The 23280-nt window shown below is 74.1% G+C and carries 20 protein-coding genes and 1 pseudogene; 9 read left to right on the plus strand and 12 right to left on the minus strand.

All coding sequences use genetic code 11. The features are described 5' to 3' along the window. Window positions 1-67: 67 nt before the first annotated feature. The gene (locus ACIOFR_RS32350) at window positions 68-1282 is read right to left on the minus strand and encodes a PP2C family protein-serine/threonine phosphatase (protein ID WP_401002807.1); all 1215 of its coding nucleotides are present in this window, start codon (window positions 1280-1282) and stop codon (window positions 68-70) included. Continuing rightward, window positions 1279-2886, minus strand: coding sequence for an ATP-binding protein (locus ACIOFR_RS32355; RefSeq protein ID WP_401002808.1), 1608 nt, complete (start codon window positions 2884-2886; stop codon window positions 1279-1281). Before ACIOFR_RS32355 ends, ACIOFR_RS32350 begins: the two co-directional genes overlap by 4 nt. 112 nt (window positions 2887-2998) lie before the next feature. Between ACIOFR_RS32355 and ACIOFR_RS32360 the strand changes: the two genes are divergently transcribed. After that, the gene (locus ACIOFR_RS32360) at window positions 2999-3772 is read left to right on the plus strand and encodes a response regulator (RefSeq protein WP_401002809.1); all 774 of its coding nucleotides are present in this window, start codon (window positions 2999-3001) and stop codon (window positions 3770-3772) included. Between the two features lie 277 nt (window positions 3773-4049). Here the strand turns inward: ACIOFR_RS32360 and ACIOFR_RS32365 are convergent, their stop codons facing one another. After that, on the minus strand, window positions 4050-4697 hold the full coding sequence (locus ACIOFR_RS32365; protein WP_401002810.1) for a TetR/AcrR family transcriptional regulator: 648 nt from the start codon (window positions 4695-4697) through the stop codon (window positions 4050-4052). A gap of 111 nt (window positions 4698-4808) precedes the next feature. On the opposite strand from ACIOFR_RS32365, the gene ACIOFR_RS32370 reads away from it, so the two are divergent. The 3 genes and pseudogenes from ACIOFR_RS32370 to ACIOFR_RS32380 all read left to right on the plus strand — a co-directional run bounded on the left by ACIOFR_RS32370 (window position 4809) and on the right by ACIOFR_RS32380 (window position 7539). Beyond that, the gene (locus ACIOFR_RS32370) at window positions 4809-5516 is read left to right on the plus strand and encodes an SDR family NAD(P)-dependent oxidoreductase (RefSeq protein WP_401002811.1); all 708 of its coding nucleotides are present in this window, start codon (window positions 4809-4811) and stop codon (window positions 5514-5516) included. Window positions 5517-6010: 494 nt separating this feature from the next. Beyond that, on the plus strand, window positions 6011-6934 hold the full coding sequence (locus ACIOFR_RS32375) for an arginase family protein (RefSeq protein WP_401002812.1): 924 nt from the start codon (window positions 6011-6013) through the stop codon (window positions 6932-6934). Between the two features lie 4 nt (window positions 6935-6938). Beyond that, window positions 6939-7539 (plus strand): annotated as a pseudogene (locus tag ACIOFR_RS32380) (methyltransferase domain-containing protein). 265 nt (window positions 7540-7804) lie between these two features. On the opposite strand, the gene ACIOFR_RS32385 reads toward ACIOFR_RS32380, so the two are convergent. From ACIOFR_RS32385 to ACIOFR_RS32400, 4 genes are all read right to left on the minus strand, one after another. Then, complete coding sequence (locus ACIOFR_RS32385; RefSeq protein WP_401002813.1) at window positions 7805-8017, minus strand: hypothetical protein; 213 nt, start codon at window positions 8015-8017, stop codon at window positions 7805-7807. 23 nt (window positions 8018-8040) lie between these two features. Then, entirely contained in the window at window positions 8041-8715 is a 675-nt protein-coding gene (locus tag ACIOFR_RS32390; RefSeq protein ID WP_401002814.1) for a hypothetical protein, read from the minus strand. A gap of 688 nt (window positions 8716-9403) precedes the next feature. After that, window positions 9404-9841, minus strand: a complete 438-nt coding sequence (locus tag ACIOFR_RS32395) for a nucleoside deaminase (RefSeq protein WP_401002815.1) — start codon at window positions 9839-9841, stop codon at window positions 9404-9406. After that, a complete protein-coding gene (locus ACIOFR_RS32400) occupies window positions 9838-10650 on the minus strand; it encodes an LLM class flavin-dependent oxidoreductase (protein ID WP_401002816.1) in 813 nt (270 codons plus the stop codon). Before ACIOFR_RS32400 ends, ACIOFR_RS32395 begins: the two co-directional genes overlap by 4 nt. A 293-nt stretch (window positions 10651-10943) precedes the next feature. On the opposite strand from ACIOFR_RS32400, the gene ACIOFR_RS32405 reads away from it, so the two are divergent. From ACIOFR_RS32405 to ACIOFR_RS32415, 3 genes are all read left to right on the plus strand, one after another. Then, window positions 10944-11816 (plus strand): universal stress protein, encoded by an 873-nt coding sequence (locus ACIOFR_RS32405; protein WP_401002817.1) that lies wholly within the window; start codon window positions 10944-10946, stop codon window positions 11814-11816. Between the two features lie 225 nt (window positions 11817-12041). Continuing rightward, window positions 12042-12740, plus strand: a complete 699-nt coding sequence (locus ACIOFR_RS32410) for a response regulator (RefSeq protein WP_401002818.1) — start codon at window positions 12042-12044, stop codon at window positions 12738-12740. Window positions 12741-12815: 75 nt separating this feature from the next. Then, window positions 12816-13235, plus strand: a complete 420-nt coding sequence (locus ACIOFR_RS32415) for a pyridoxamine 5'-phosphate oxidase family protein (RefSeq protein ID WP_401002819.1) — start codon at window positions 12816-12818, stop codon at window positions 13233-13235. 45 nt (window positions 13236-13280) lie between these two features. On the opposite strand, the gene ACIOFR_RS32420 is transcribed toward ACIOFR_RS32415, so the two are convergent. Next, window positions 13281-14975: a GAF domain-containing protein gene (locus tag ACIOFR_RS32420; RefSeq protein WP_401002846.1), complete on the minus strand. Its 1695-nt coding sequence runs from the start codon at window positions 14973-14975 to the stop codon at window positions 13281-13283. Between the two features lie 292 nt (window positions 14976-15267). On the opposite strand from ACIOFR_RS32420, the gene ACIOFR_RS32425 reads away from it, so the two are divergent. Continuing rightward, a complete protein-coding gene (locus ACIOFR_RS32425) occupies window positions 15268-17637 on the plus strand; it encodes a phosphoketolase (RefSeq protein WP_401002820.1) in 2370 nt (789 codons plus the stop codon). Window positions 17638-17691: 54 nt separating this feature from the next. On the opposite strand, the gene ACIOFR_RS32430 is transcribed toward ACIOFR_RS32425, so the two are convergent. The 4 genes from ACIOFR_RS32430 to ACIOFR_RS32445 all read right to left on the minus strand — a co-directional run bounded on the left by ACIOFR_RS32430 (window position 17692) and on the right by ACIOFR_RS32445 (window position 22061). After that, window positions 17692-18138, minus strand: coding sequence for a hypothetical protein (locus tag ACIOFR_RS32430; RefSeq protein WP_401002821.1), 447 nt, complete (start codon window positions 18136-18138; stop codon window positions 17692-17694). A gap of 90 nt (window positions 18139-18228) precedes the next feature. Next, window positions 18229-19914, minus strand: a complete 1686-nt coding sequence (ctaD, locus tag ACIOFR_RS32435; protein WP_401002847.1) for a cytochrome c oxidase subunit I — start codon at window positions 19912-19914, stop codon at window positions 18229-18231. A gap of 351 nt (window positions 19915-20265) precedes the next feature. Further along, a complete protein-coding gene (locus ACIOFR_RS32440; protein ID WP_401002822.1) occupies window positions 20266-20679 on the minus strand; it encodes a hypothetical protein in 414 nt (137 codons plus the stop codon). Window positions 20680-20777: 98 nt separating this feature from the next. Continuing rightward, complete coding sequence (locus ACIOFR_RS32445) at window positions 20778-22061, minus strand: globin domain-containing protein (protein WP_401002823.1); 1284 nt, start codon at window positions 22059-22061, stop codon at window positions 20778-20780. A gap of 235 nt (window positions 22062-22296) precedes the next feature. Between ACIOFR_RS32445 and ACIOFR_RS32450 the strand changes: the two genes are divergently transcribed. Further along, entirely contained in the window at window positions 22297-23253 is a 957-nt protein-coding gene (locus tag ACIOFR_RS32450; RefSeq protein WP_401002824.1) for an acyl-ACP desaturase, read from the plus strand. Window positions 23254-23280: the final 27 nt, after the last annotated feature.

Consider the following 23280-nt stretch of genomic DNA (forward strand, 5'->3'; position numbering starts at 1 on the left):
CACGCCGGGGCTCGTCCGGGGCTCGTCCGGGGCTCGTCCGGGTCGGGCCTCAGGGACAGGACGGGTCTCAGGGCCGGGTCGGCCGGGTGCCCCAGTCGAGGCGCAGGACGGCCAGGTCGTCGGTGTGCCGGCCGGCGTTGAGGGCGTGGGTCTCCTTGATGAGGAGGTCGACGTGGGTCGCCGGGTCGGACGGCGGCAGCCCGCCGATGAGGGTGAGCAGCCCTTCGACGCCGAGGCGCTCCCCCGTCGCGCCGTTGTGCCCTTCGGTGAGGCCGTCGGTGTAGAGGGTCAGGGCGCCGATCGCCGGGAGGGGGACGACGGTGGGGGTCCAGCTGCGCAGGCCGGGCACGATGCCCAGGGCGATGCCGTGGGCGGCGGCCAGCTCCCGGGTGCCGTCGGGTGTGGTGAGCAGGGGTTCGTGGTGGCCGGCGAGGTGGAGGGTGGCGGTGGCGGTGGTGGCGGCGGTCTGGTCGAGGGCGAGCAGGGTGCAGGTGGCGAACTGCGCCTGGCTGACGCGCTCGGCGACCAGGATGCGTTCCATCAGGTGCAGCAGCTCCGCGCCGCGGTGTCCGCCGAGCAGGAGCGATCGCCAGGCGATGCGCAGGCAGACGCCGAGTGCGGCGGCGTCGGGGCCGTGCCCGCTGACGTCGCCGACGACGGCGTGCAGCAGCCCGTCGTCGCCCTCCACGACGTCGAGGAAGTCGCCGCCGAGCAGGGCCATGGCGACGCCGGGCAGGTAGCGGGTGGTCACCGTGACCGCACTGGCGTCGATGATCGGCGGGGGCAGCAGTCCGCGTTCCAGCCGGGCGTTCTCCTCGGCCCGTAGCCGGGCGGCCTGGGCCTCGATGCCGGCGCGTTCGGTCTGGCTGCGGTAGACGGCATAGCGGACCGTACGGTGCAGCAGGTCGGCCTCGACCTTGCCCTTGACCAGGTAGTCCTGGGCGCCGGCGGCCATCGCGTCGGTGCCGGCCTGGGCCTCGGACAGGCCGGTGAGGACGATGACGGCGGTGTGCGGCGCGAGGGCGCGGACGGCGGTGACCGCCGCGGTGCCGGCCGCGTCGGGCAGGTGCAGGTCGAGCAGGATGCAGTCGATCGGGCCGGTGCCCAGTGCGGTGCGGGCCTCGGCCAGGGTGGGCCGGGTGGTCAGCTCGAAGCGCAGTCCGGTGTCGTGGAGGAGTTCTTCGACCAGGAGAGCGTCGCCCTCGTCGTCCTCGATCAGCAGGATGCGGTAGAGCGGTTCGTCGGGTACCGTCCCGGCGGCGGCCGCCACGGGGGCGGTCACCGGGCCCGCTCCGCGTCCGCGTGGGTCTTCTCCGGCAGGGCGGGCGCGTCGCCGGTGCTGGGGGGTTCGGCGGCGAGGGTGAAGGTGATCCGGGTGCCGTCCCGGTGGTCGGGGTCGATGCCGATCGTGCCGCCGTGGAACTCGACGATCTTCTTGCACATCGCCAGGCCGATGCCGCTGCCGGAGTAGGCGTCCTTGGTGTGCAGCCGCTGGAAGATCAGGAAGACCTTCTCGGCGAACTCCGGTGCGATGCCGATGCCGTTGTCCGTGACCGCGAACCGCCACCGGGCGCCGTCGCGTTCGGCCTCGACGTGGATCCGCGGTTCCCGGCCGGGGCGGCGGAACTTGACGGCGTTGCCGATCAGGTTCTGCCAGAGCATGCCCATCTGGGTGGGGTCGGCCACCAGGGCCGGCAGCGGGTCGTGGGTGACCTCGGCGCCGGCCTCCTCGATGCCGACGCTCAGCGCGGACAGGGTCTGTTCCAGCACCGTCTCCAGGTCGACCTCCTGGTGGGCGTGGTGCAGGCGCCCCACCCGGGAGAAGTCCAGGAGGTCGTTGATGAGGGTCTGCATGCGGTTCGCGCCGTCGACCGCGAAGTCGATGTACTGGTCGGCCTTGGCGTCGAGTTGACCGCCGTAGCGGCGCTTGAGGAGCTGGGTGAAGCTGGAGACCTTGCGCAGCGGTTCCTGGAGGTCGTGGGAGGCCACGTAGGCGAACTGCTCCAGCTCGGTGTTGGAGCGCTGGAGGTCGGCGGCCTGCGCGTCCAGGCGCAGCCGGGCCTGCTCGGTGAAGGCGAGCTCCCGTACCAGGCGGCGGCGCATGGACTCGATCTCGGCGCTGAGGCGGCGCAGGTCGGCGGGGCCGGTGGAGGTGATGGGGTGGTCGAAGTCGCCGCCGGCGATGGTGCGGGCGTCCGCGCCGAGGCGGTCCAGCGGCCGGGTGATGCCGCGGCGCAGGCCCTCGAAGATCAGGACCGCGAGGGCCGCGATGACCGTGGCGATCGCGGTGAACAGCCAGTTCCTGGTGCGCATGGTGTCGGCCAGGTCCTGCCGGGCCCGCAGCCGGTCGGCGCGCAGCCGGTCCTGCTGCCTCGTCAGGGCGGCCCGCACGGCGTCGAAGGCCGCTTTGCCCTCCGTCGCGAGGCCGGTGGCGGCGGGTGAGGGCGAGCCGGGCGGGGTGGCCGCGATGGGTTCGGCCACCTTCTCCTGCCAGCTGGCGACCGCCGCCTGGACGTCGGCCAGGTCGTCGAGCGCGGGGGCGTCGTCGTGCAGCAGTTCCGCGAGCCTGGCCGCGCGGGTGGCCTGGTCGGCGAGTCCCTGCCGGTACGGCGCCATGAACTCCGTGGCGCCGGTGAGACCGTAGCCGCGGATCCCGGTCTCCTGGTTGAGCAGCGCCGCTTCGAGGCTGAACGCCGTGGTCAGCGCCGGCGACCGCACGTCGACGAGTTCGTTGCTGATCGACTGGGTCCGCGCCAGGGACCAGGCCCCGGTCAGCCCGAGCAGGGCCAGGGCCGTCAGGGAGGTTGCCACTCCGACGCGGAGCCACCGCCGGGTCGTCCAGGTGGAGAGCCATCGCCTGCGCGGTGGCCCCTCGTGGCCGGTCATCGTGTGCACCCTCCCTGTGACGGCCGTTCTCGAAAACGGCGCAGCGCACACTGTAGAGGGCGTCCGACAATGAATGTTGTCGTGGGGTCAGGCAGGGGCCTAAGGTTCCGGTATGCCTGGCAAGAACTTCGTGTTGCGGACGACCCAGCGTGAGACGGCCGCGGTCGCGGACGCGGCCGTCCGCAGGATCGCGCGGCGTCTTGTGCTCGAACTGCTGGAGGAGTCACCGCCGCCGGCCGGTGCCGGTCCCGCCCGGGAGCTCTCCCTGCTGCACGTGCTGGACCACCTCCAGCAGGCGACCGAGCGGCTCCAGCGGGAGGTGGCCGTGGCCGCCGCCCGTGCGGGCGCCGGCTACCCCCAGCTCGGCTCCGCCTGCGGCATGACCCGCCAGGGTGCCCGACGCCGCTGGCCGGGGATCTTCCACCATCCCAACGAGGCACCCTCGGAGCATCCGATGATGACCAGCCCCGCCCGCCCCTTCGACGTCCTGCTCGTCGAGGACGACATGGCCGACGCCATGCTCATCGAAGAGGCCCTGGCCGATCGGGGGGCGCGCAACCTGGTCCAGGTCACCGACGGGATCGCCGCCCTGGAGCACCTGCGCGCACCCGGCAGCGTGCGGCCCGACCTGATCGTCCTCGACCTGAACATGCCCCGGATGAACGGCCGTGACCTGCTGAAGGTCCTGAAGACCGACGAGGACCTGCGGACCATCCCGGTCGTGGTGCTGACCACCTCCTCCGCGCCCGACGACGTCACCGGCGCGTACAGCAGCCACGCCAACGCGTACGTGACCAAGCCCGTGAACCTGGAGGAGTTCGAGCGGGCCGTCCAGACCATCGACGCCTTCTACCTCGACACGGCCACCCGCCCGCCGCGCGCCTGACCCCCCGCCCGACCCGGCGCCCGGTCCCGGGGCGCGGGCCGCTCACCGGGCGGCTCACGGCCCGGGATCCCTCAGGCGGGGCGGTCGGGGTGAGCCGGTCGGGGCGGGGAACCCGCTCCGGACGCGGTGGATGCCGTGCCCCGGATCGTCCTGGCCGTGGCGTACTTCCCCTCCGGCTTCTTCGACAAGACCGGCAACGTGTGACAAGCCCCTGCAAACGGCGGACGGGCGGTCGGCCGGCCGGCCGGTCAGTGAGTCAGTCGACGCCCGGCTCCGCTCATGTCGAGCCGGGCCTCAGCAGGTCGTCGACGAGGGTGTCGACCAGTCCTCGGGGGATGGTCGATCCGGTCATGGCGCGGTAGACGATCGGGCCGATCAGCGCGTCGACCGTGGCGTCGGGGCCCAGTTCCGGTGAGATCTCACCGGCTTCGACGGCGCGCGCGAGCAGGTCGCGTTCCTGGCTCCGGCGGGGGTCCAGATAGCGCATGTGGAAGGCCGCGGCCGTGCCGGGGTCGTGCTGCGCCTCGGCGAGCAGGGCGAGCAGGACCTTGCCGGCCGGATCGCGGGTGAGGAACCGCGCGAAAGCGCGCAGGTAACCGCGGATGCCGTTGGCGGTGGGCTTGTCCACGGGGACGGGGATGCGCTTGGCGCTGTCCTCGATCAGCGTGTCGAGGAGGATCTCGACCTTCGAGGGCCACCAGCGGTAGATCGTCTGCTTGGCGACACCGGCACGGCGTGCGATCGCCTCGACGGTCAGCGCGCCGAAGCCGTGCTCGACGAGCAGATCGTCCGCGGCGTGCAGCACGGCCAGCCGGGCCGCCTCGTCGCGCCGGCTGCCGGAGTGCGCCCGGGGTGGCCGGGCCGGTGGCTGAGTCTGGGTCTGGGTCTGGGTCTGGGCCGGCGGCGGGGAGCTCGGGGTGGACATGCGAAACACGATACCCAAACGGCGGAGTCGTCACCTAGTCTGGACGCAACGTCTCGACTAGACGCAACGTCGCGTCCAGTCCGAGCACTCGTGGAACGAGAAGGAGCGCCCATGTCCACCACCACCAACACCACCACCGACCGCCGAGCACTCGTTGTCGGAGCCTCCCGAGGGCTGGGGCTCGTCCTCGCCGAGGAGCTCTGCCGACGCGCCTGGCAGGTCGTCGCCACGGCCCGCCACGACAGCGGCGAGCTGCACGCCACGGCCCGCACCTGCGACGGCCGGCTGACGGTCGAGTCGCTGGAGATGACGGACCCCGAGCAGCTCGCCGCACTGCGCGAACGCCTGGCGGGCACCCGGCTCGACCTGCTCTTCGTCAACGCCGCGATCGACCGGGGTGACCTGCCGATCGGCGAGGTCCCGACCGAGATGTTCACCGAGGTGATGATCACCAACGCGCTGAGCCCGCTGCGCACCGTCGAGACCCTGCGCGACCTGGTGGCCCCCGGCGGAACCGTCGCCGTGATGTCGTCCGAGCAGGGCAGCATCTCGCGCAACACCGAGGACGGCTACGAGCTCTACAAGGCCAGCAAGGCCGCGCTCAACCAGCTGATGCGCAGCTACGCCACCCGCAACGCCGACGACGGGCACACCAAGCTGCTCATCGACCCCGGCCACAACCGGACCCGGCTCGGCGGGCCGGACGCGCCCCTGCTCCCCCACGAGAGCGTGCCGGCCGTCGCCGACGTCCTCGAAGCGCAGGCCGGCGCCCCCGGTCTGCAGTTCCTGGACCGCAACGGCGAGACCGTCCCGTGGTAGCACCGGCTGGTCACCGCACAGGACCTTGAGGCGGTCGCCTCGTCCGCCTGCGCGTACGTGACGACGCCGGGCAAGTCCTCGGGGGCGCCGCTGGTCGGCGTTTCCCGACCGGCGGGGCGTTCGCCCCCGCCCTGCGGGAGGAGCCCGGCCTCCTCTGACCGGCCATCACCCCGGCCCGGCAGCAGGTCCGCGTCGGCGGACTCGTGGCCGAGGCCCGCCGCGCCCGCGCCGGCCCGAACCCGTCCGCACCGGGCCCGGTCGGAGCGGAGGGAGTCGGATTCGCCGTCGGGTAGCGGGCGCCGGCCCGAACCCGTCCGCACCGGGCCCGGTCGGAGCGGAGGGAGTCGGATTCGCCGTCGGGTAGCGGGCGCCGGATTCCGCAGTCGGGTGATGTTCGCGCGGACGCGCCCGGGCCCGCACCTCACCGGGCCGGTCCGGCATAGGGTCCGCTCTGCGGGCGTCCGCCCCCGCCCCTCCGACGAAAGGGTTATGCCGTGCCGGAACTCGCGATCATCGAGGCACCGTCCGTGCTCGGGCTGCGGCCGTCCGGCGTCCAGGACCTGCCCGCGGCCCTGCTCGACGCCGGGCTGCTCGACCTGCTGGGCCCGCTCGGCCCGCTCGGCCGGCCGGCGGCGGTCCGGGCCGGCCGCGTGGAGCCACCGGCCTGGGACGCCACCCGGGACGAGACCACCGGGGTCCTCAACCCGGCCGGCATCGCACGGTACTCCGCCGCGCTGGCCGACACCGTCGGGGCCGTCCTCGACGGCGGCCGCTTCCCCGTCGTCCTCGGCGGCGACTGCAGCATCCTGCTCGGCAACCTCCTCGCCCTGCGACGCCGTGGCCGCTACGGGCTGCTGTTCCTCGACGGCCACACCGACTTCTACCAGCCGGCCGCGGAACCGGCCGGCGAGGCGGCCTCGATGGACCTCGCCCTCGCCACCGGCCGCGGCCCCCGGATGCTCACCGACCTCGAAGGCCGCGGCCCGCTGCTGCGTGACGAGGACGTCGTCGCCTTCGGTTACCGCGACACCGCCGAGGCCGTCGAGGCCGGGATGCAGCCGCTGCCGCCCCAGCTGCGCGCGTTCGATCTCGACGGCGTACGGGCGGCCGGTGCCGCCACGGCCGCCCGGCGGGCGGTGGACCACCTGACGGCCGGCGGCAGCGCCGGGTTCTGGGTCCACCTCGACGTCGACGTACTGGACGACGCCGTGATGCCGGCCGTCGACTACCGCCTCCCCGACGGGCTGACCTGGGCGGAGCTGGAGAGCGTGCTGTGGACGGCGCTGGCCGAGGAACGCGCCGTCGGCCTCGACGTCACCATCTTCAACCCCCGCCTGGACCCCGACGGAACCATCGCCGTCCGCCTCGCCGAGTGCCTGGCCCGGGGCCTCTCCGCGCGGCTCGACGACCCGGCCTGAGCCGGTGACCGCCGCGTGGGAGTGGGACGACACGCTGTTCGCCGGCACCGCCCCGTACTACCGGCGCGGCAGGCTGCCGTACGCCCCGGGGCTGGCGGCGGTGCTCGCCGGGGCCCTGCGGCTCGACGGGCGCGGACGCCTGATCGACGTGGGCTGCGGGCCCGGCACCCTCGCCCTGGGTCTGGCGTACCTGTTCGGCGAGGTCGTCGGCGTGGACCCGGACGGCGGGATGATCGCCGAGGCCGCACGAGCCGCAGCCGGGGCCGGTCCGACGGGCCGGCCGGGGTGTCCTGCGGCAGGGGACGCCCGGGGGCGAGGCCGTGATCCTGACCGGAGCGGGCTTCGCCGGCCCGCAGCGCCACGTCGTCCCCGGCGGGCCCCCGCTGGTCCGCACGGTCGACGACCTCGTGGCGGGCGTGTTCTCGATGTCGTACGCGGCTCCGCACCTGTTCGGGGCGTGCCGCGGCGCGTTCGAGGCGGACCTGCGGCGGCTCCTGCTGGCGGCCTCCCCCACCGGCCGCTTCTCCGAACGCCCGCCGAGCACCGAGGTGTTCATCTGGTGGAACGTCCCCACCGAGGCCGCACCGGGGCCGCCGGCATGCTGAGCGGCGCCGTCCGCGACGTGGCCGCGATGGCCGGCCACGGCTGGGGCGTCGTCCCGGTGCGGGCCGGCATCGGCGTCCGAACCGGGCCCCGGACGGCCTCCCGGCTCGAAGAAGCAGCAACCGGCCGCACGTCACGACGCCGGAAAGGCGGTCGAACGCGCCGGGTCGATCGAGGAACACCCAGCTCGGCGAGGACAGGAGCCACGCCAGGGCGCACGGGCTCCCGGACCACCTGCCCCAGGTGTCCTCGCTGAACCGGGCCGTCCTAGACGGGGGGTTCGATGGCGTAGCCGTTCTCGTCGGTGGCGACGGGCGTCCCCGTCCGCTGCGCCGCGCGTTCCTCGGCGAGCGTGGGCAGGACGGCGAGCGCCTCGGCGGCGCGTCCCTGGGTGACCAGGATCTCGGCCAGCTCCGACAGGTGTGGGGGGTCGCCGGCCCTCAGCAGCGTGACGGCCTCCTCGACACGGCCGGAGTCCACCAGCAGCCAGGCCGTCGTCTCCTTCAGCGGTACTCGTCCGCGGGCCGGGTCGCGGCGTGGTCGAGGGCCTCCTCGTACCGGCCGGCCTCGCCCAGCAGCCACATCCGGTTCGAGGCGAACCAGGTGGGGTGTTCGTCGACGAACTCGGCGCTGCGTTCGTCGAGGAGGGTCAGGGCGTCCTCGGGGCGCCCGGCCTTCTGGAGGAGGTGGATGACCCCTTCGAGGAGGCAGGCGTCGTGGTATTCGAACGTGGGGCGTCCCACCTCGACCGCTTCGTCGAGGCGGCCCTGGCGGGCCAGCAGATCGATCAGGGGCCGGCGGAAGCGGTCCGGATGCTCGTCGGAGCCGATGACCTCCCGCAGGACCATCTCCGCCTCCTCGGCCCTCCCCGCGCCTTCGAGGGCCCGCGCGTAGTAGGGGAGAGCGACGCCCGCCCGGTTTCCGGCGCCCAGTTCCCGCAGGGCCTCGATGCGCCCGTGACGCAACAGGAGTTCGGCGTACGCGGTGAGGGTGTTCCGGGTCAGGAAGCGGCCTGCGGCTATGTCCGCGCCGAGGATCCGGATCGCCTCCTCGGTGCGGCCGGAGCGTTCGAGGACGTGGGCCTGCAGCTCCTGCGCGTTGTGGCAGGGGTGGTACCACCGGGCCTCGCCGCGGGCCTGCCGGGCACTCTGCGCGAGCGGGTCCAGCAGCTCCAGCACCCCGGGCGTCCCGGTCCTGCCCGTCGGTGATCTCGACGAGGCACGACGTCAGCCACCAGCCGCCGAGGTGGGGTCGCAGGAATTCGATCGCCTCGTCCACACGCCCGGCCGCGGCCAGGAGTTCGGCGAAGTCGAAGCACACACGGTCCGACCGGCGGCCGGCCTCGTCCGGACGGACCAGTGCCAGCGCTTCGTCGATCCGGCCCCACTGGACCAGGGTTTCCGCCGTCTCCCGGACGGCGGGCCGCCAGCCCGCGGTGACGAAGGGCTCCAGCACGCCGCAGGCCCGCTCGTACTCCCCGGTCCGGCGCAGCTCACGGGCTGCCGCCTCGGCGCAGGACCACTCACCTCGCTCATGCGCGGCCCGGATCACCAGGTCCAGATGCCCCCGTTCCAGCAGGAGGTTCACCAGCCTCCAGGAGATCCCACTGGAGTGCTTCGCCTGCCACTCAAGATCATCGATGTTCACGGCGCCAGCGTAGGGCCGCTCGGTGACGCTCGCCGCGCCGGACGCGATCCGTGCGAGCGGGCCCGGGAGGGCCTCCCGGCGCGAGGAGCAAGCACCGGGCCAGACGCCACGACGTCGGCGGGGCCGTCCAGCGCGCTGAATAGATCGAGGAACACAGCGCGCAGCGGCGATCAACGCCGAGCCGAGGCCCATGCCGGTGACCTCGCGCCCGTCGCGAGCTCAGCTCGGCCGGTAGTAGGCCTCGACGGGGGCGCGGGCCTCGTCGAACAGGGCCGGGCCGTCCTGGGCCACCGCCGGCCAGGCGCCCGACGGCGGGTTGAGCCCGACGAGTTGATCGGTGGAGAGCGCGTGGACGACCCGGCCGATGCCGGAGCGCAGGATGCCGCCCGCGCACATGCCGCACGGCTGGCAGCTGGTGTACATGGTGGTGCCGGCGGCCGTGTCCGCATCGAGTTCGCGGGCCGCCCAGCGGGCCAGTTTCAGCTCGGGATGGGCCGTGATGTCGTCGTCGCGCCGGACGGTGTTGTGGGCCTCGGCGAGGACCGTGCCGTCCGGCCCGACCAGCAGCGAACCGTACGGTGCGTCGCCCAGTTCCACCGCACGCGCCGCGATACCGATGGCGCGCCGCAGCAGCGCCTCGTCGACAGGGGTGATCACGACGTCATTCTCCACCGTTCGGCCACCGTCGCGAGGGCCCGCCACGCCGCCTCCGGCCGGAGCGTCTGGGCGGGGTCGCCGTCGTACGGGTCGAGCACCACCGTCTCGGCACCGAGCGCACGGAGGTCCGCCAGATCGCCCACGACCTGCTCCGGATCCCCCACGCCGGCCGGCCGGTCGGCCTCCTCGACCGGAGCGTCGGTGAGCCGCAGCGCGATCCGTGGCGCGAACCCGGGCAACGCGTGGTCGGCGAGGACCGAGCGCATCCGCTCCACCGGAAGCCGCAGCGGGTGCCAGGCGTCGCCGTACCTGAGGACCCGACGGATCGCCGCCGCGCTGTGGCCGCCGACCCACACCGCGGGGGCGTCCCCGGCCGCCGTCCGCCAGGTCTCCCGCAGCACGCCCAGGCACGTGTCGGTCAGCCGGCCCCGCTCGCCGAACGGCACGCCGAGCGCGTCGAACTCCTGCCGCGCCCACCCGACCCCCACGCCGAGCACGAACCGCCCCCCGCTGAGCCGTTGCAGGCTGCTCGCCATCCGCGCCACCAGCAGCGGATGCCGGTACGGCAGCACCAGCACGGTCGTGCCCAGCCGCAGCCCGCCGTCGCTCGCTCCGGCCAGCCAGGACAGCGTGGCGAACGGGTCGTAGAACGGCTCCGGATAGCGCTCGGCCACATCGGGGGTGACGGCCACGTGGTCCGACACCATCAGCAGGTCGAACCCGAGTCCCGCCACGACCCGCGCCCACTCGCGCAGCACGCCGGGGTCGGTCCCGGGCCCGAAGTTCGGTACGTTGACACCAAGTTGCATGCTCCGAGGTTATGGCGGCGAGAGTGCCTCGGGGAACCCGATCCTCCCGGCGTTCCCCGCCGCCCGCCGTGGATCTCCCGGCAGTTTCGCGGCATGGCCGTGAATCCCGATGACACCGACCGGGCGGTCGTCGCACAGCTCCGGCAGGAGGCCCGCGGGACCGGCTCGGGACCTCCGGCCCCAGTGCGGGGTCCGGCCGGCCCTGGGGTGGGGCCGCGGGCCGGTGAAGGCTGGTGGACGGCCCGAGGGCGATCCGCGCCCGAGGCCGACCGCCGACCCTGGAGGGGTAGTTCATGACCGGATACGTGCTGGCGGGAGTCGACGGCTCACCCGAGAGCACCGCGGCCGCGCAGTGGGCCGCCGACGAGGCCGTACGCCTCGGTCTCAACCTGTGGCTGGTCCACGCGTGGACCTGGCAGGACGACCTGAACGCCGGACGCGGCCGGCCCGCGGACGTCCGCGGCCTGACCGCGCGGATGCTCGCCCACACCGCGCAGGCGGTCAGCCGGGCCCACCCCGGGCTGACGGTGCACACCGAGATCCTGGACGGGGACGAGCCGGCGGCGTCCCTGGCCGACGCCGCGGCCGACGCCGAGCTGCTGGTGCTCGGCTCGCTGGGCCTCGGCGGATTCGCCGGGCTGCTGGTCGGCTCGGTCGGCCTCGCGGTCGCGGCCCGGTGCGACGTGCCGGTGGCCCTGGTCCGCGCGGCCCGGCCGGCGGCGGCCGCCGGATCCGGCGCCCCCGAGGTGGTGGTCGGCGTCGACCCGCGGGTCCCGGCGGACGAGGTCGTCGACTTCGCCTTCCGGCAGGCCGCCTCCCGGGGCGCCGTGCTGCGGGCCGTACACGGCTGGACCCCGCCCCCGGTCTGGGGATACGCGGGATGGGTGGCGCCCCAGCTGGAGGTCGACCAGTTCCGGGCGATCGAGGCCGAGTTGCTCGGAGACGCGCTGGCCGGATGGCGGGAGAAGTACCCCGAGGTCGAGGTGGTGGAGGACAGCCGGATGGGCGGCGGGGCCGGCGCGCTGGTGGACGCCTCCGGTGACGCGGTGCTCGTGGTGGTCGGCCGCCGGCACCGCCGGCACCCGTTCGGTCTGCACCTCGGGCCGGTCGCCCACGCGGTGATCCAGCACGCGCCGGCCCCGGTGGTGGTGGTCCCGCACGACTGACGCACCCCCGTACCGCCGCACTCCCCCGACCCCGCGCTCACCCCGACCCCGCACTCCCGCAGCCGCGCCCAGCCTCAGCGCCCGGCCGCCGCCCAGCCGCCGTGCCCCCGCCGACGCGAATAGGGCCGGACGGCCCTGTCGCCGTCCGCGGCCGGCCGGGCAGACTGCCCGGAGGTTTCCTGCGACCTGCCGGCGCGGCCGGCAGGTCCCGAGTACGGAGCGGTGATGGCGGACAGCGCAGCGGACGGGGCCGTGCGCCCTGTGAGGGTGTTCCTGCTGGACGATCACGAGGTGGTCCGCCGGGGGGTGCACGACCTGCTGGACGCCGAGCCCGACCTGACGGTGGTCGGGGAGGCGGGCACCGTCGAACAGGCGCTGGCCCGGGTCCCGGCGCTGCGTCCGGACGTGGCGATCCTGGACCTGAGGCTGCCGGACGGGGACGGTGTGACGGTCTGCCGGGACCTGCGTTCGCGGATGCCGGAGCTGGCCTGTCTGATCCTCACCTCGTTCGACGACGAGGAGGCCCTGCTCGACTCCATCATGGCGGGGGCCGCCGGCTACGTGCTGAAGCAGATCAGCGGCACCGACCTGGTCTCGGCGGTGCGGACGGTCGCCGGCGGCCAGTCGATGCTGGATCCCGGCGCGACGACCCGTCTGATGGCCCGTCTGCGCGGGGACAGCGCGCCGCAGACCCCCGACTTCCCCCAGCTGACCGACCGCGAGCGGGAGATCCTCGTGCTGGTCGGCGAGGGGTTGACCAACCGGCAGATCAGCCAGCGGCTCTACCTGGCCGAGAAGACCGTCAAGAACCACATCTCCCGGCTGCTGGCCAAGCTCGGTGTCGAACGCCGGGTGCAGGCCGCCGTGCTCGCCACCCAGGCGCTCGCCGGCCACGACCGCGCCACGGGCCGTCACACCTCCTGATCCGGGGCCGGCCGCCGGGGACCGGGGACCATCGGCCTCTCCCGCACCGGGCGGCCCGCGGCGAGCATGGACACCATGACACCCGACCAGACGCCGCTCGACGAGCGGCAGTGCCTCGAACTCCTGGGCCGCACGGCCGTCGGCCGCGTCGTCTACACCGTCGGCGCCCTGCCCGCCGTGCTGCCCGTCCGCTACCGCCTCGGCGGGGACGGCAGCGTGCTGCTGCGGGCGGACGGCGCGTCGGAGCTCGTCCGCGCGGTGGCCGGTGCGCTGGTCGCCTTCGAGGCGGGTGAGCTCAGCGAGACGGACGGCAGCGGCTGGAGCGTCACCGTCCTCGGCCGGGCCGACGTCACCCCGGATCCCACCTGCCCGCTGGGCCCCGCGGCCCCCGCGCCGTCCGCGCCGGCGACGCCCGCCGGGCAGGTGTCCGTCCGGATCCTCCCGGAGCTGGTGACCGGCCGCGCCCTGGCCGGCCCACCGGCCGGGACCTGCTGACCGGCCGGGACCTGCTGGCCGGCGGGACGGCCCGGCGCCGGCGGCTCAGGCTCCCAGCGGCGCGGACCACACCAGTTTGGTGCCGCCCTCCCGCGGGCTGGCGAGTTCGAACGCGCCGCCGAGCCCCTCGGCCCGTTCGGCGAGGTTGCGCAGCCCGCTGCGGCGTCCGTCCTCGGGCAGGCCCACGCCGTCGTCCTGCACCGTGAGGACGACGTCCCGTCCGGTCGCCTGCAGCACCACCTCGACCCGGCCGGCCTTCGCGTGCCGGGCCGCGTTGCTCAGCGCCTCGCCCAGCACCGCCAGGACGTGCTCCGCGACCTCCGGCGGCACGTCGGTGTCCAGCAGGCCCTCCATGCTCAGCCGGGGTGCGAAGCCCAGCACCGCCTGGGCCGCCTCGGCGGTCCGTACGACCCGGGCCCGCAGTCCCTGGTCGGTCGCCTCGTCCCGGGCGCGCAGCCCGAAGATGGTGGACCGGATGATCTTGATGGTCTCGTCCAGGTCACCCACCGCGCGCAGCACCCGGTCGGAGGCGCCGGGGTGGTCGATGAACCGGGCCGCGCTCTGCAGCGTCATCCCGGTGGCGAACAGCCGCTGGATGGCCAGGTCGTGCAGGTCGCGGGCGATCCGGTCGCGGTCCTCCAGCATGGCCAGCTGCTCGGCGTCCCGGCGACGCTCCGCCAGTTCCAGGGCCAGGGCGGCCTGGTCGGCGAAGCCGAGCAGCGGCGCGATCTCCCGGTCGGTGAACTCGGGTTCGCCGGCCCGCCGGGCCAGCAGCAGCACGCCCCCGATCGGACCGGACGCCCGGCCGAGCGGCACCGCCACCGCCGGCCCCAGGCCCTGGAAGCGGCGCGGTCCGGCGGACAGCCGCGGGTCGCCCGCGAGGTCCGCCGTGGTCACCGGGGAGCCGACGGCGCAGGCCTCGCCCGACAGCGAGCCCTCCACCGGGACGACCAGGCCCAGACGCCCGGCGTCACCGCCCAGCGCCAGTTCGACCCGCAGGGTGTCCGTCCCCGTCACCGGTACGGACACGTCCGCCAGTTCGGCCCCGGTGATCTCGGCGGCCCGCCGGGCGATCAGCTCGACCACGTCGGAGCGGGCGCTGCCGGACAGCAGGCTGCGGGTGATCTCCGCGCTGGCGCTCAACCAGCGCTGCTGGCGCTGCGCCTCCTCGTACAGGCGGGCGTTGTCGATCGCCACCCCGGCGGCCACCGCCAGCGTGGCGATCACGGACTCGTCGTCGGCGTCGAACTCCTCGCCGTCCCGCTTGTCCGTGAGGTAGAGGTTGCCGAACACCTCGTCGCGCACGCGGACCGGCACACCGAGGAACGTCCGCATCACCGGGTGGTGCGCCGGGCACCCGTACGAGGCCGGGTGGGTGGAGAGGTCCGCGAGGCGCAGCGGCTCGGGGTGGCGGATCAGTTCGCCCAGGATGCCGCGGCCGGTCGGGTACGGGCCGATCGGGGCGATCTCCTCCTCCGTCAGGCCGACGGTGAGGAACTGCGCCAGGGTCCGCCCGTCCGGGCCGATGACGCCCAGCGCGGCGTAGCGGGCGTCCACCAGCACGGCGGCGGCCTCGACGATCCGCCGCAGCACCTGGGTCAGGTCGAGCTCGCGCCCGACCGACAGGACGGCCTCCAGCAGGCTGTGCACCCGGTCCCGGGTGCCGCGGGCCGTGTCGATCCGGGCCTGCAGTTCCTCCAGCAGTTCGTCCAACCGCAACTGCGGAATCCGGGACCGCATCTCGCCGCCGCCCACGCGCCACTCCTCCACCTCGCCGACCCCCGATTGTCGCAGACCGCCGTGCGGGCCCGAACGGCCGGCGGCCCGGCGACCGTCCGGGCCGGCATGGCCCGGTGGGCCCACCGCCAGGGCCCGGGACGACCCCGACCGGCCCTGTCACCGCGGTTCGCCGGCGGGGACCGTGTACCACGGGACGGGACGGTGACGACCGCCGTCCCGCACCGTGCCGTCCCGCCCCGCCGAAGCCACGGCCTTGCCACCGCCACCGCCGAGTTCGAGGAGACACCTCCCGATGGACCGAGCCACGCCGCTGCCCGACCACGAACTGCGGGCCCTCGACGCCCACTGGCGCGCCGCCAACTACCTGGCGGCCGGCCAGATCTACCTGCTCGCCAACCCGCTGCTGCGCGAGCCGCTGCGCCCCGAGCACATCAAGCCCCGCCTGCTCGGCCACTGGGGCACCTCCCCCGGCCTCAACCTGGTGCACACCCACCTCAACCGGGTGGTCAGGGCCCGCGGTCTGGACGCGATCTGCGTCTGGGGCCCGGGCCACGGCGGGCCCGCCGTCCTCGCGGGCTCCTGGCTGGACGGCAGCTACACCGAGACGTACCCGGACGTCACCCGCGACGCCGAGGGCATGGCCCGGCTGTTCCGGCAGTTCTCCTTCCCCGGCGGGGTACCCAGCCACGTCGCGCCCGAGACGCCCGGCTCCATCCACGAGGGCGGCGAGCTCGGGTACTCCCTCTCGCACGCCTACGGCGCGGCGCTCGACAACCCCGGCCTGCTGGTCGCCTGCGTGATCGGCGACGGCGAGGCCGAGACCGGGCCGCTGGCCGCCTCCTGGCACGGCAACAAGTTCCTCGACCCCGTCCACGACGGTGCGGTGCTGCCGGTCCTGCACCTCAACGGCTACAAGATCGCCAACCCGGCGGTGCTGGCCCGGCTGCCCGAGCCGGAGCTCGACGCCCTGCTGCGCGGCTACGGCCACCTCCCGCTGCACGTCAGCGGTGACGACCCCGCGACGGTCCACCGGGAGATGGCCGGGGCCGTGGACACCGCGCTCGACCGGATCCGGGAGATCCAGGACGCGGCCCGCACCGGCGGCAGCACCGAGCGCCCGTCCTGGCCGATGATCGCCCTGCGCACCCCGAAGGGCTGGACCGGCCCCGCCGAGGTCGACGGTCTACCGGTTGAGGGCACCTGGCGCGCCCACCAGGTGCCGCTCGACCAGGTCCGCGACAACCCCGACCACCTCGCCCGGCTCGACGCGTGGCTGCGCTCCTACCGTCCCGAGGAGCTCTTCGACGACCGGGGCCGGCCCACCGCGGAGGTCCTGGCCTGCGTCCCGGAGGGCGCCCGCCGGCTCGGCGCCAACCCGCACGCCAACGGCGGCCGGCTGCTGCGCGAGCTGCCGCTGCCGCCGCTGGAACGGCACGCCGTCCCGGTCGACCGGCCCGGCACCACCACGCACGAGCCCACCCGGGTGCTCGGCGGCCTGCTCGAAGAAGTGATGGCCGCCACCGCCGACCGCCGCGACTTCCGCCTGGTCGGCCCCGACGAGACCGCCTCCAACCGCCTCGACGCCGTGTACGCCGTCACCGGAAAGGCCTGGCAGGCCGAGACCCTCCCCACCGACGAACACCTCGCCCGGGACGGCCGGGTGATGGAGATCCTCTCCGAACACACCTGCCAGGGCTGGCTGGAGGGCTACCTGCTGACCGGCCGCCACGGCCTGTTCTCCTGCTACGAGGCGTTCGCCCACATCGTCGACTCCATGGTCAACCAGCACATCAAGTGGCTGCGCACCACCCGGCGGATCCCCTGGCGCGCGCCGATCGCCTCCCTCAACTACCTGCTCACCTCGCACGTCTGGCGCCAGGACCACAACGGCTTCTCCCACCAGGACCCCGGCTTCGTCGACCACGTCCTCAACAAGAGCCCCGAAGCCGTGCGGGTGTACCTCCCGCCGGACGCCAACACCCTGCTCGCCGTCGCCGACCACGTCCTGCGCAGCCGGGACTACGTCAACGTGGTCGTCGCCGGCAAGCAGCCCTGCTTCGACTGGCTCACCCTCGACGAGGCCAGGGTGCACTGCGCCCGCGGCGCCGGAATCTGGCCGTGGGCCGGTAGCGGGGACGCCGCCGTCGAGCCGGACGTGGTGCTCGCCTGCGTGGGCGACGTCCCCACCCAGGAGGTCGTCGCCGCGGCCGGGCTGCTGCGCCACCACCTGCCGGACCTCGCCGTGCGGGTGGTCAACGTGGTGGACCTGGCCCGGTTGATGTCCGCCGGGGAGCACCCGCACGGCATGCCGGACGCCGAGTTCGACGCGCTGTTCACCCGCGACCGGCCGGTGATCTTCGCCTACCACGGCTACCCCTGGCTGATCCACCGCCTCGCCTACCGGCGCGCGGTCCACCCGTACCTGCACGTCCGCGGCTACAAGGAGTCCGGCAGCACCACCACGCCCTTCGACATGGTGGTCCGCAACGACCTCGACCGCTTCCGCCTGGTGATGGACGTCATCGACCGCGTGCCGGGCCTCGCCGTCCGGGCCGCGGCCGTCCGCCAGGAGATGGCCGACCGGCGTACCCGCCACGAGGCCTGGATCCGCAGCCACGGCACCGACCTGCCCGAGGTCACCGACTGGACCTGGAAGGGCTGACCGGGACTCCGGCGACGGCGGCGGGGCGGGCGGCCCGCGCGGGGCCGTGGCCGGTCAGGAGAGACTGCCGCGGCCCGACAGCAGGAGCGCGGCGGTCACGGCCGAGGCCACCGCGGGTGTCGCGACCAGCCAGGCCAGGAGCACGGGTCGGGCCCGTCGGCGGATGGTGAGCGGCGCGGGGCCGGGCGGGAGCGCCGCCCAGCGCCGGGCGTCCGCGCGCCGCTCGGCGCTGCGACCTGCCGCGGCCGTCCACCGCAGCAGGCCGCCGGCGACCGCGCCGCCGAGTACGACGGCGGCGGGCAGTTGCCAGACCGCGGGGGTCAGCAGGAGCACGGCGGCGGCGGCCGTACCGAGCCACCAGGTGAGGCAGGCGACGGCGGCCAGGCGGGTGGGACGGGGACGGTCGTCGCCCGCCCGCAGGTCCGCGAGGGCCGGGAGGTACCAGGTGCTGCCGGCCGCGGTGAGCGCGGCGGCGCCGAGCGCGAGAACGGGGTGGGCCATGGCTGTTCGCCTCCTTGGAAGGACGTCGGCGGGGTCTCGGGGGTCCCGGCGTGCCGGCCGGGGCGGGGACGGCACGCGGGGACCGTGCCGTCAGCTGCCGCCGGCGTCCGTCCGGACCTTCCCGCGCCGCGGGGTGTCGTACTGCGCCGGGACCACCCCGGCGAGGTGCTTGGCCGGCTCGCCGTGGTGCTCCAGGTGGTCGCGGGCGGCGATCTCGGGGTGGTGCAGGTCGAAGGCCGGCGACTCGGAGCGGATCCGGGGCAGCGTACGGAAGTTGTGCCGCGGCGGCGGGCAGGAGGTCGCCCACTCCAACGAGCGGCCCCAGCCCCACGGGTCGTCGACGTCGACCTTCTCGCCGTACCTGGCGGTCTTCCAGACGTTGTAGAGGAACGGCAGGATCGACAGGCCGAGCAGGAACGAGCCGATGGTCGAGACGGTGTTCAGCGTGGTGAAGCCGTCCGAGGCCAGGTAGTCGGCGTACCGGCGGGGCATGCCCTCGGCGCCGAGCCAGTGCTGCACCAGGAAGGTGGTGTGGAAGCCCAGGGTGAGCGTCCAGAAGCAGATCTTGCCGAGGCGCTCGTCCAGCATCCTGCCCGTCATCTTGGGCCACCAGAAGTGGAAGCCGGCGAACATCGCGTACACCACCGTGCCGAACAGCGTGTAGTGGAAGTGGGCGACGACGAAGTACGAGTCGGAGACGTGGAAGTCGAGCGGCGGGGCCGCCAGCAGGACGCCCGTCAGGCCGCCGAAGAGGAAGGTGACCAGGAAGCCGACCGTCCAGAGCATCGGGGTCTCGAAGCTCAGCGAGCCCTTCCACATGGTGCCGACCCAGTTGAAGAACTTCACACCGGTCGGGACGGCGATCAGGAAGGTCATGAAGGAGAAGAACGGCAGCAGCACCTGGCCGGTGACGTACATGTGGTGGGCCCACACCGTCACGGACAGGCCGGCGATCGCGATGGTGGCCGCGATCAGGCCGGAGTAGCCGAACATCGGCTTGCGGCTGAAGACCGGGATGATCTCCGAGACGATGCCGAAGAACGGCAGGGCCAGGATGTAGACCTCGGGGTGGCCGAAGAACCAGAACAGGTGCTGCCAGAGCATCGCACCGCCGTTGGCCGGATCGAAGACGTGTGCTCCGAACTTGCGGTCCGCCTCCAGCGCGAAGAGCGCGGCGGCGAGGACCGGGAAGACCAGCAGCACCAGCACCGAGGTCAGCAGGACGTTCCAGGCGAAGATCGACATCCGGAACATCGTCAGGCCGGGCGCACGCATGCAGATGATGGTCGTGATGAAGTTGACCGCACCGAGGATGCTGCCGAACCCGGACAGCGCCACACCCATGATCCACATGTCGGCGCCGACGCCGGGTGAGTGGACCCCGTCGGACAGCGGCGCGTACAGGAACCAGCCGAAGTCGGCGGCACCGCCGGGGGTGAGGAAGCCGCCCGCCGCGATCAGCGAGCCGAACATGAACAGCCAGTAGGCCAGCATGTTCAGCCGGGGGAAGGCCACGTCGGGCGCGCCGATCTGGAGCGGCATGATCCAGTTCGCGAAGCCGACGAACAGCGGCATGGCGAACAGCAGCAGCATGATCGAGCCGTGCATCGTGAACGCCTGGTTGAACTGCTCGTTCGACAGGATCTGCGTCCCGGGACGGGCCAGCTCGGCCCGCATCACCAGCGCCAGCAGACCACCGATCAGGAAGAACCCGAACGCCGACACCAGGTACATCGTGCCGATCGTCTTGTGGTCGGTCGTGGTCAGCAGCCTCACCAGGGACGAACCGGCCCTCGGCGGCCCGGTCCGCCCTCCGGGCCCCCCGGCCCCGGCCGTCTCCACCTGCGTCTCGCTGGCAGCCACTGGCCGCCCTCCTTCTCGTCGACTGAACTCGGCACGGCCGCACGGGGGTTGCGGCGGACGGACACCGACGCACCGCCGTCCCCAGGCGGCGTTCCATGATCAGCAGCGGCGGGCGGGCCGACCTAGGGCCGTTGGTCCCGGTGGCCCCCGCCGACCGGCCCGAGCCGTCCCTGGTGCCCGCGGGGGTCGTGCGGACGCGTCCTCGACGAAGCGGCGGACCGTGCAAGACCACTGCGCCTGAACGGACTCGGGCGCCCGGTTCGCTCAGCCGGCGGCCAGGGCGACCGGCCGGACCTCGTGCATGACGCCGAGGCCGGCCGCCAGCCGCCGCGGGTCCTGCGCGAGCCAGAGCCGGAGCGCCGCACCGAGCACCGCACAGGACGAGGCCGGCCGGACCCCGGTGAGCTGGGCGATCCTCACCCCCGCGGGCAGCAGCAGGTCGGCGGGCGCGGCCGGCAGCCAGACCGTCAGCGCGCACGGCGCGGGCCGCGCGGACCGGGCCACCAGCCGGTGCGCGCCGACCGGGTCGAGGACGGTCGGCAGGATGTCCAGCAACGCGTCGGTGACCACCTCGGACACGTCGCTGCGATGGCCGAGGGCGAGCCGACGCAGCAGCGTCAGCTCGGCCGTGGTGATCCGGACGGTCAGCATCACCTCGTCGCACTCCATGGCGGTCATGGGTGCCACTCTGCTGACGCGTGCGGGGCCGGCGACAGGGCCGAACGGCCCACCCCGCCGCGCGGTGCGGTGGGCGGGTGCGGCGCCGCGGAGCGGCCTCACCCGCGGCCGTGCCCGGCGGCCGGGTCCTGACGGATCCGCTCGGCGGGCATCCCGGAGGCCAGCAGCCGGGCCCGTACCGCGTCGAGCACCGCGGGCGGCCCGCTGACGAAGGCGGAGTGCTCGGACCAGTCCCGGCCCTCCAGCGCACCGGCCAGGTCCGCCGTCGCGGCCGGGGCCACGGGCAGCACGGGGGCCAGGTCGAGCCACGGCCTGGCGGCGCCCAGGGCGGCCAGCGTGTCCCACTCGTACAGGTCGGCCCGGCTGCCCGCCCCGACGTACAGCCGCACCCGCTGCCCGCGTGCCCGGCGACCGCCCGACAGGTCCTCCAGGATCGCCTTCATCGGGGCCGCACCGGTGTCCTGCGCGACCAGCAGCAGGTCGCGCGGGTCGCCGTCCGGCGTCAGCGTCCCGCGCGGGGGGCCGAGCCGCAGCGAGTCACCGACCCCGGTGCCGTCCACCAACGCCTCGCTCACCCCACCGGGACCGGACCGGCGGACGTGGAACTCCAGCACGTGGTCCGCCCGCGGGGCGCACGCCACCGAGTACTGCCGCCAGGTGTGCGGCAGCAGCGGCGATTCCAGACTCGCGTACTGGCCGGCCCGGTACGGGTACTCCTCGCCGGTCCGGACGTACAGCACCGCGAGGTCCGACGCGCGCCGCTCGTGCGCGACCACCAGGCCGTGCCAGTACGGAGGTTCGGTCATCGCGGACTCGGCCCCGCCGACCATCGCCCGCACGGCGAAGCGCAGCATCCGCAGCCACGCCTGCTCCGCCTGCGCGGTCCACCCGTGTCCGGCGCGCCCGCGCAGGGCCTCGCGCAACGCCTCCTCGAACGCCCCGTAGTGCGCCGGCCACACGCCGAGCTTGCGGTGGTCGCGGCCGAGCTGTTCCAGCACGGCGGTCAGGTGGTCGGGGCGGTGCAGGTTCTCGATCAGGTAGGTGAACATCCTTGCGAGGTGTTCCTGCTGGAACGCCATCGACGCGGGGAACAGCCGCCGCATGTAGGGCCGGCGCCGGAACATCGCGTCGTAGAGCTGCGCGATGAGGCCGTCGAACGGGGTCACCAGATCCAGGTGCCGCAGGATGGTCCGCTGGTCCCGGCCACCGTCGCAACCGCCCTCGTAGCCTCCGCCGCCTCCGCCTCCGCCGCCGCCGTCGCCGACGGCCCCCGGCCCGGCCGGTCCGGGGGCCGTCGAGGGCGCGAGGATCTGCCGGCGCAGGCGCATCGCGTGGTGCCGAGCGAGCAGCCGGTCGTAGTCACTGGTCCTGGTGATCTCCATGGTCCGTAGCCTAACGATGCGTCATCCCGCGTGAATCCAGGGCCTGTTCGGCCTACCGGACGAGGGCCGAACGGCCCTTGACGGATCCCGCCGCGCACCCCTACGGGCGGGCGGCGGACAGGGCCGACGGTCACCGCCGACAGGGCCGAACGGCCCCAGACACCCGCCGCGGGAGCTTCCTACGGTGGGGCTGCCTACGGAACCGTAGGTTCGTCCGTCCCGAGAGTTGACCACCGTGCACAACATCCCCTCCCGCCCCCGGTTGAGCGACGTCCGACTGCTCCAGGCCCTGGAGGAGGTGGTCGAACGGGAACTCGACCGCCATCTGCGGGTCTTCCGGGAGTGGATGCCGCACGAGTACGTGCCGTGGAGCCGGGGCCGGGACTTCGACGGCCCGCTGGGCGGTGAGCCGTGGTCACCGGAGCAGTCGCCACTGACCGAGGTGGGCCGGGTCTCGCTGGTGGTGAACCTGTTGACCGAGGACAACCTGCCGAGCTACCACCACGAGATCGCCACCCTCTTCGGACGTGACGGCGCCTGGGGCACCTGGGTGCACCAGTGGACGGCGGAGGAGGCCCGGCACTCCACCGTGCTGCGCGACTACCTGCTCGCCTCGCGCGCCGTGGACCCGGTCGCCCTGGAACGGGCCCGGATGGCCCACGCACGGACCGGCTTCGTCTCCGACAACCGGCACTCGCCGCTGCACACGGTGGCCTACGTCGCCTTCCAGGAGCTGGCCACCCGGGTCTCCCACCGCAACACCGGCCACGAGTCCGGCGATCCGGTCTGCGACCGGATGCTGGCGCAGGTCGCCAACGACGAGAACCTGCACATGCTCTTCTACCGCAACCTGCTCGCCGCCGCGCTCGAACTCGCGCCCGACCAGGCCCTGTCGGCCGTCAAGGAGGTGGTGACCGGCTTCCGGATGCCCGGCCACGGCATGCCCGGCTTCGAGCGCGCCGCCGCCCGGATCGCCCTCGGTGGCGTCTACAACCTGCGCGTCCACCACGACGACGTGCTCCAGCCCGTCCTGCGCCACCTCGGGATCCTGGAGATCGGTGGCCTCGGCCCCGAGGGGCTCCGGGCGCAGCAGGAGCTGGGGCTGTTCCTCGACGGCCTCGACGGGCAGGCCCGCCGGTTCGACGAACGGCGGGCCGCGATCCTCAGTCGCCGTTCGTCGAAGACCGGTTGAGGCCGTCCACCGGCTGGTCCGGACGGA

The sequence above is a fragment of the Kitasatospora sp. NPDC088346 genome, from assembly GCF_044740765.1.
Classification (GTDB): domain Bacteria; phylum Actinomycetota; class Actinomycetes; order Streptomycetales; family Streptomycetaceae; genus Kitasatospora.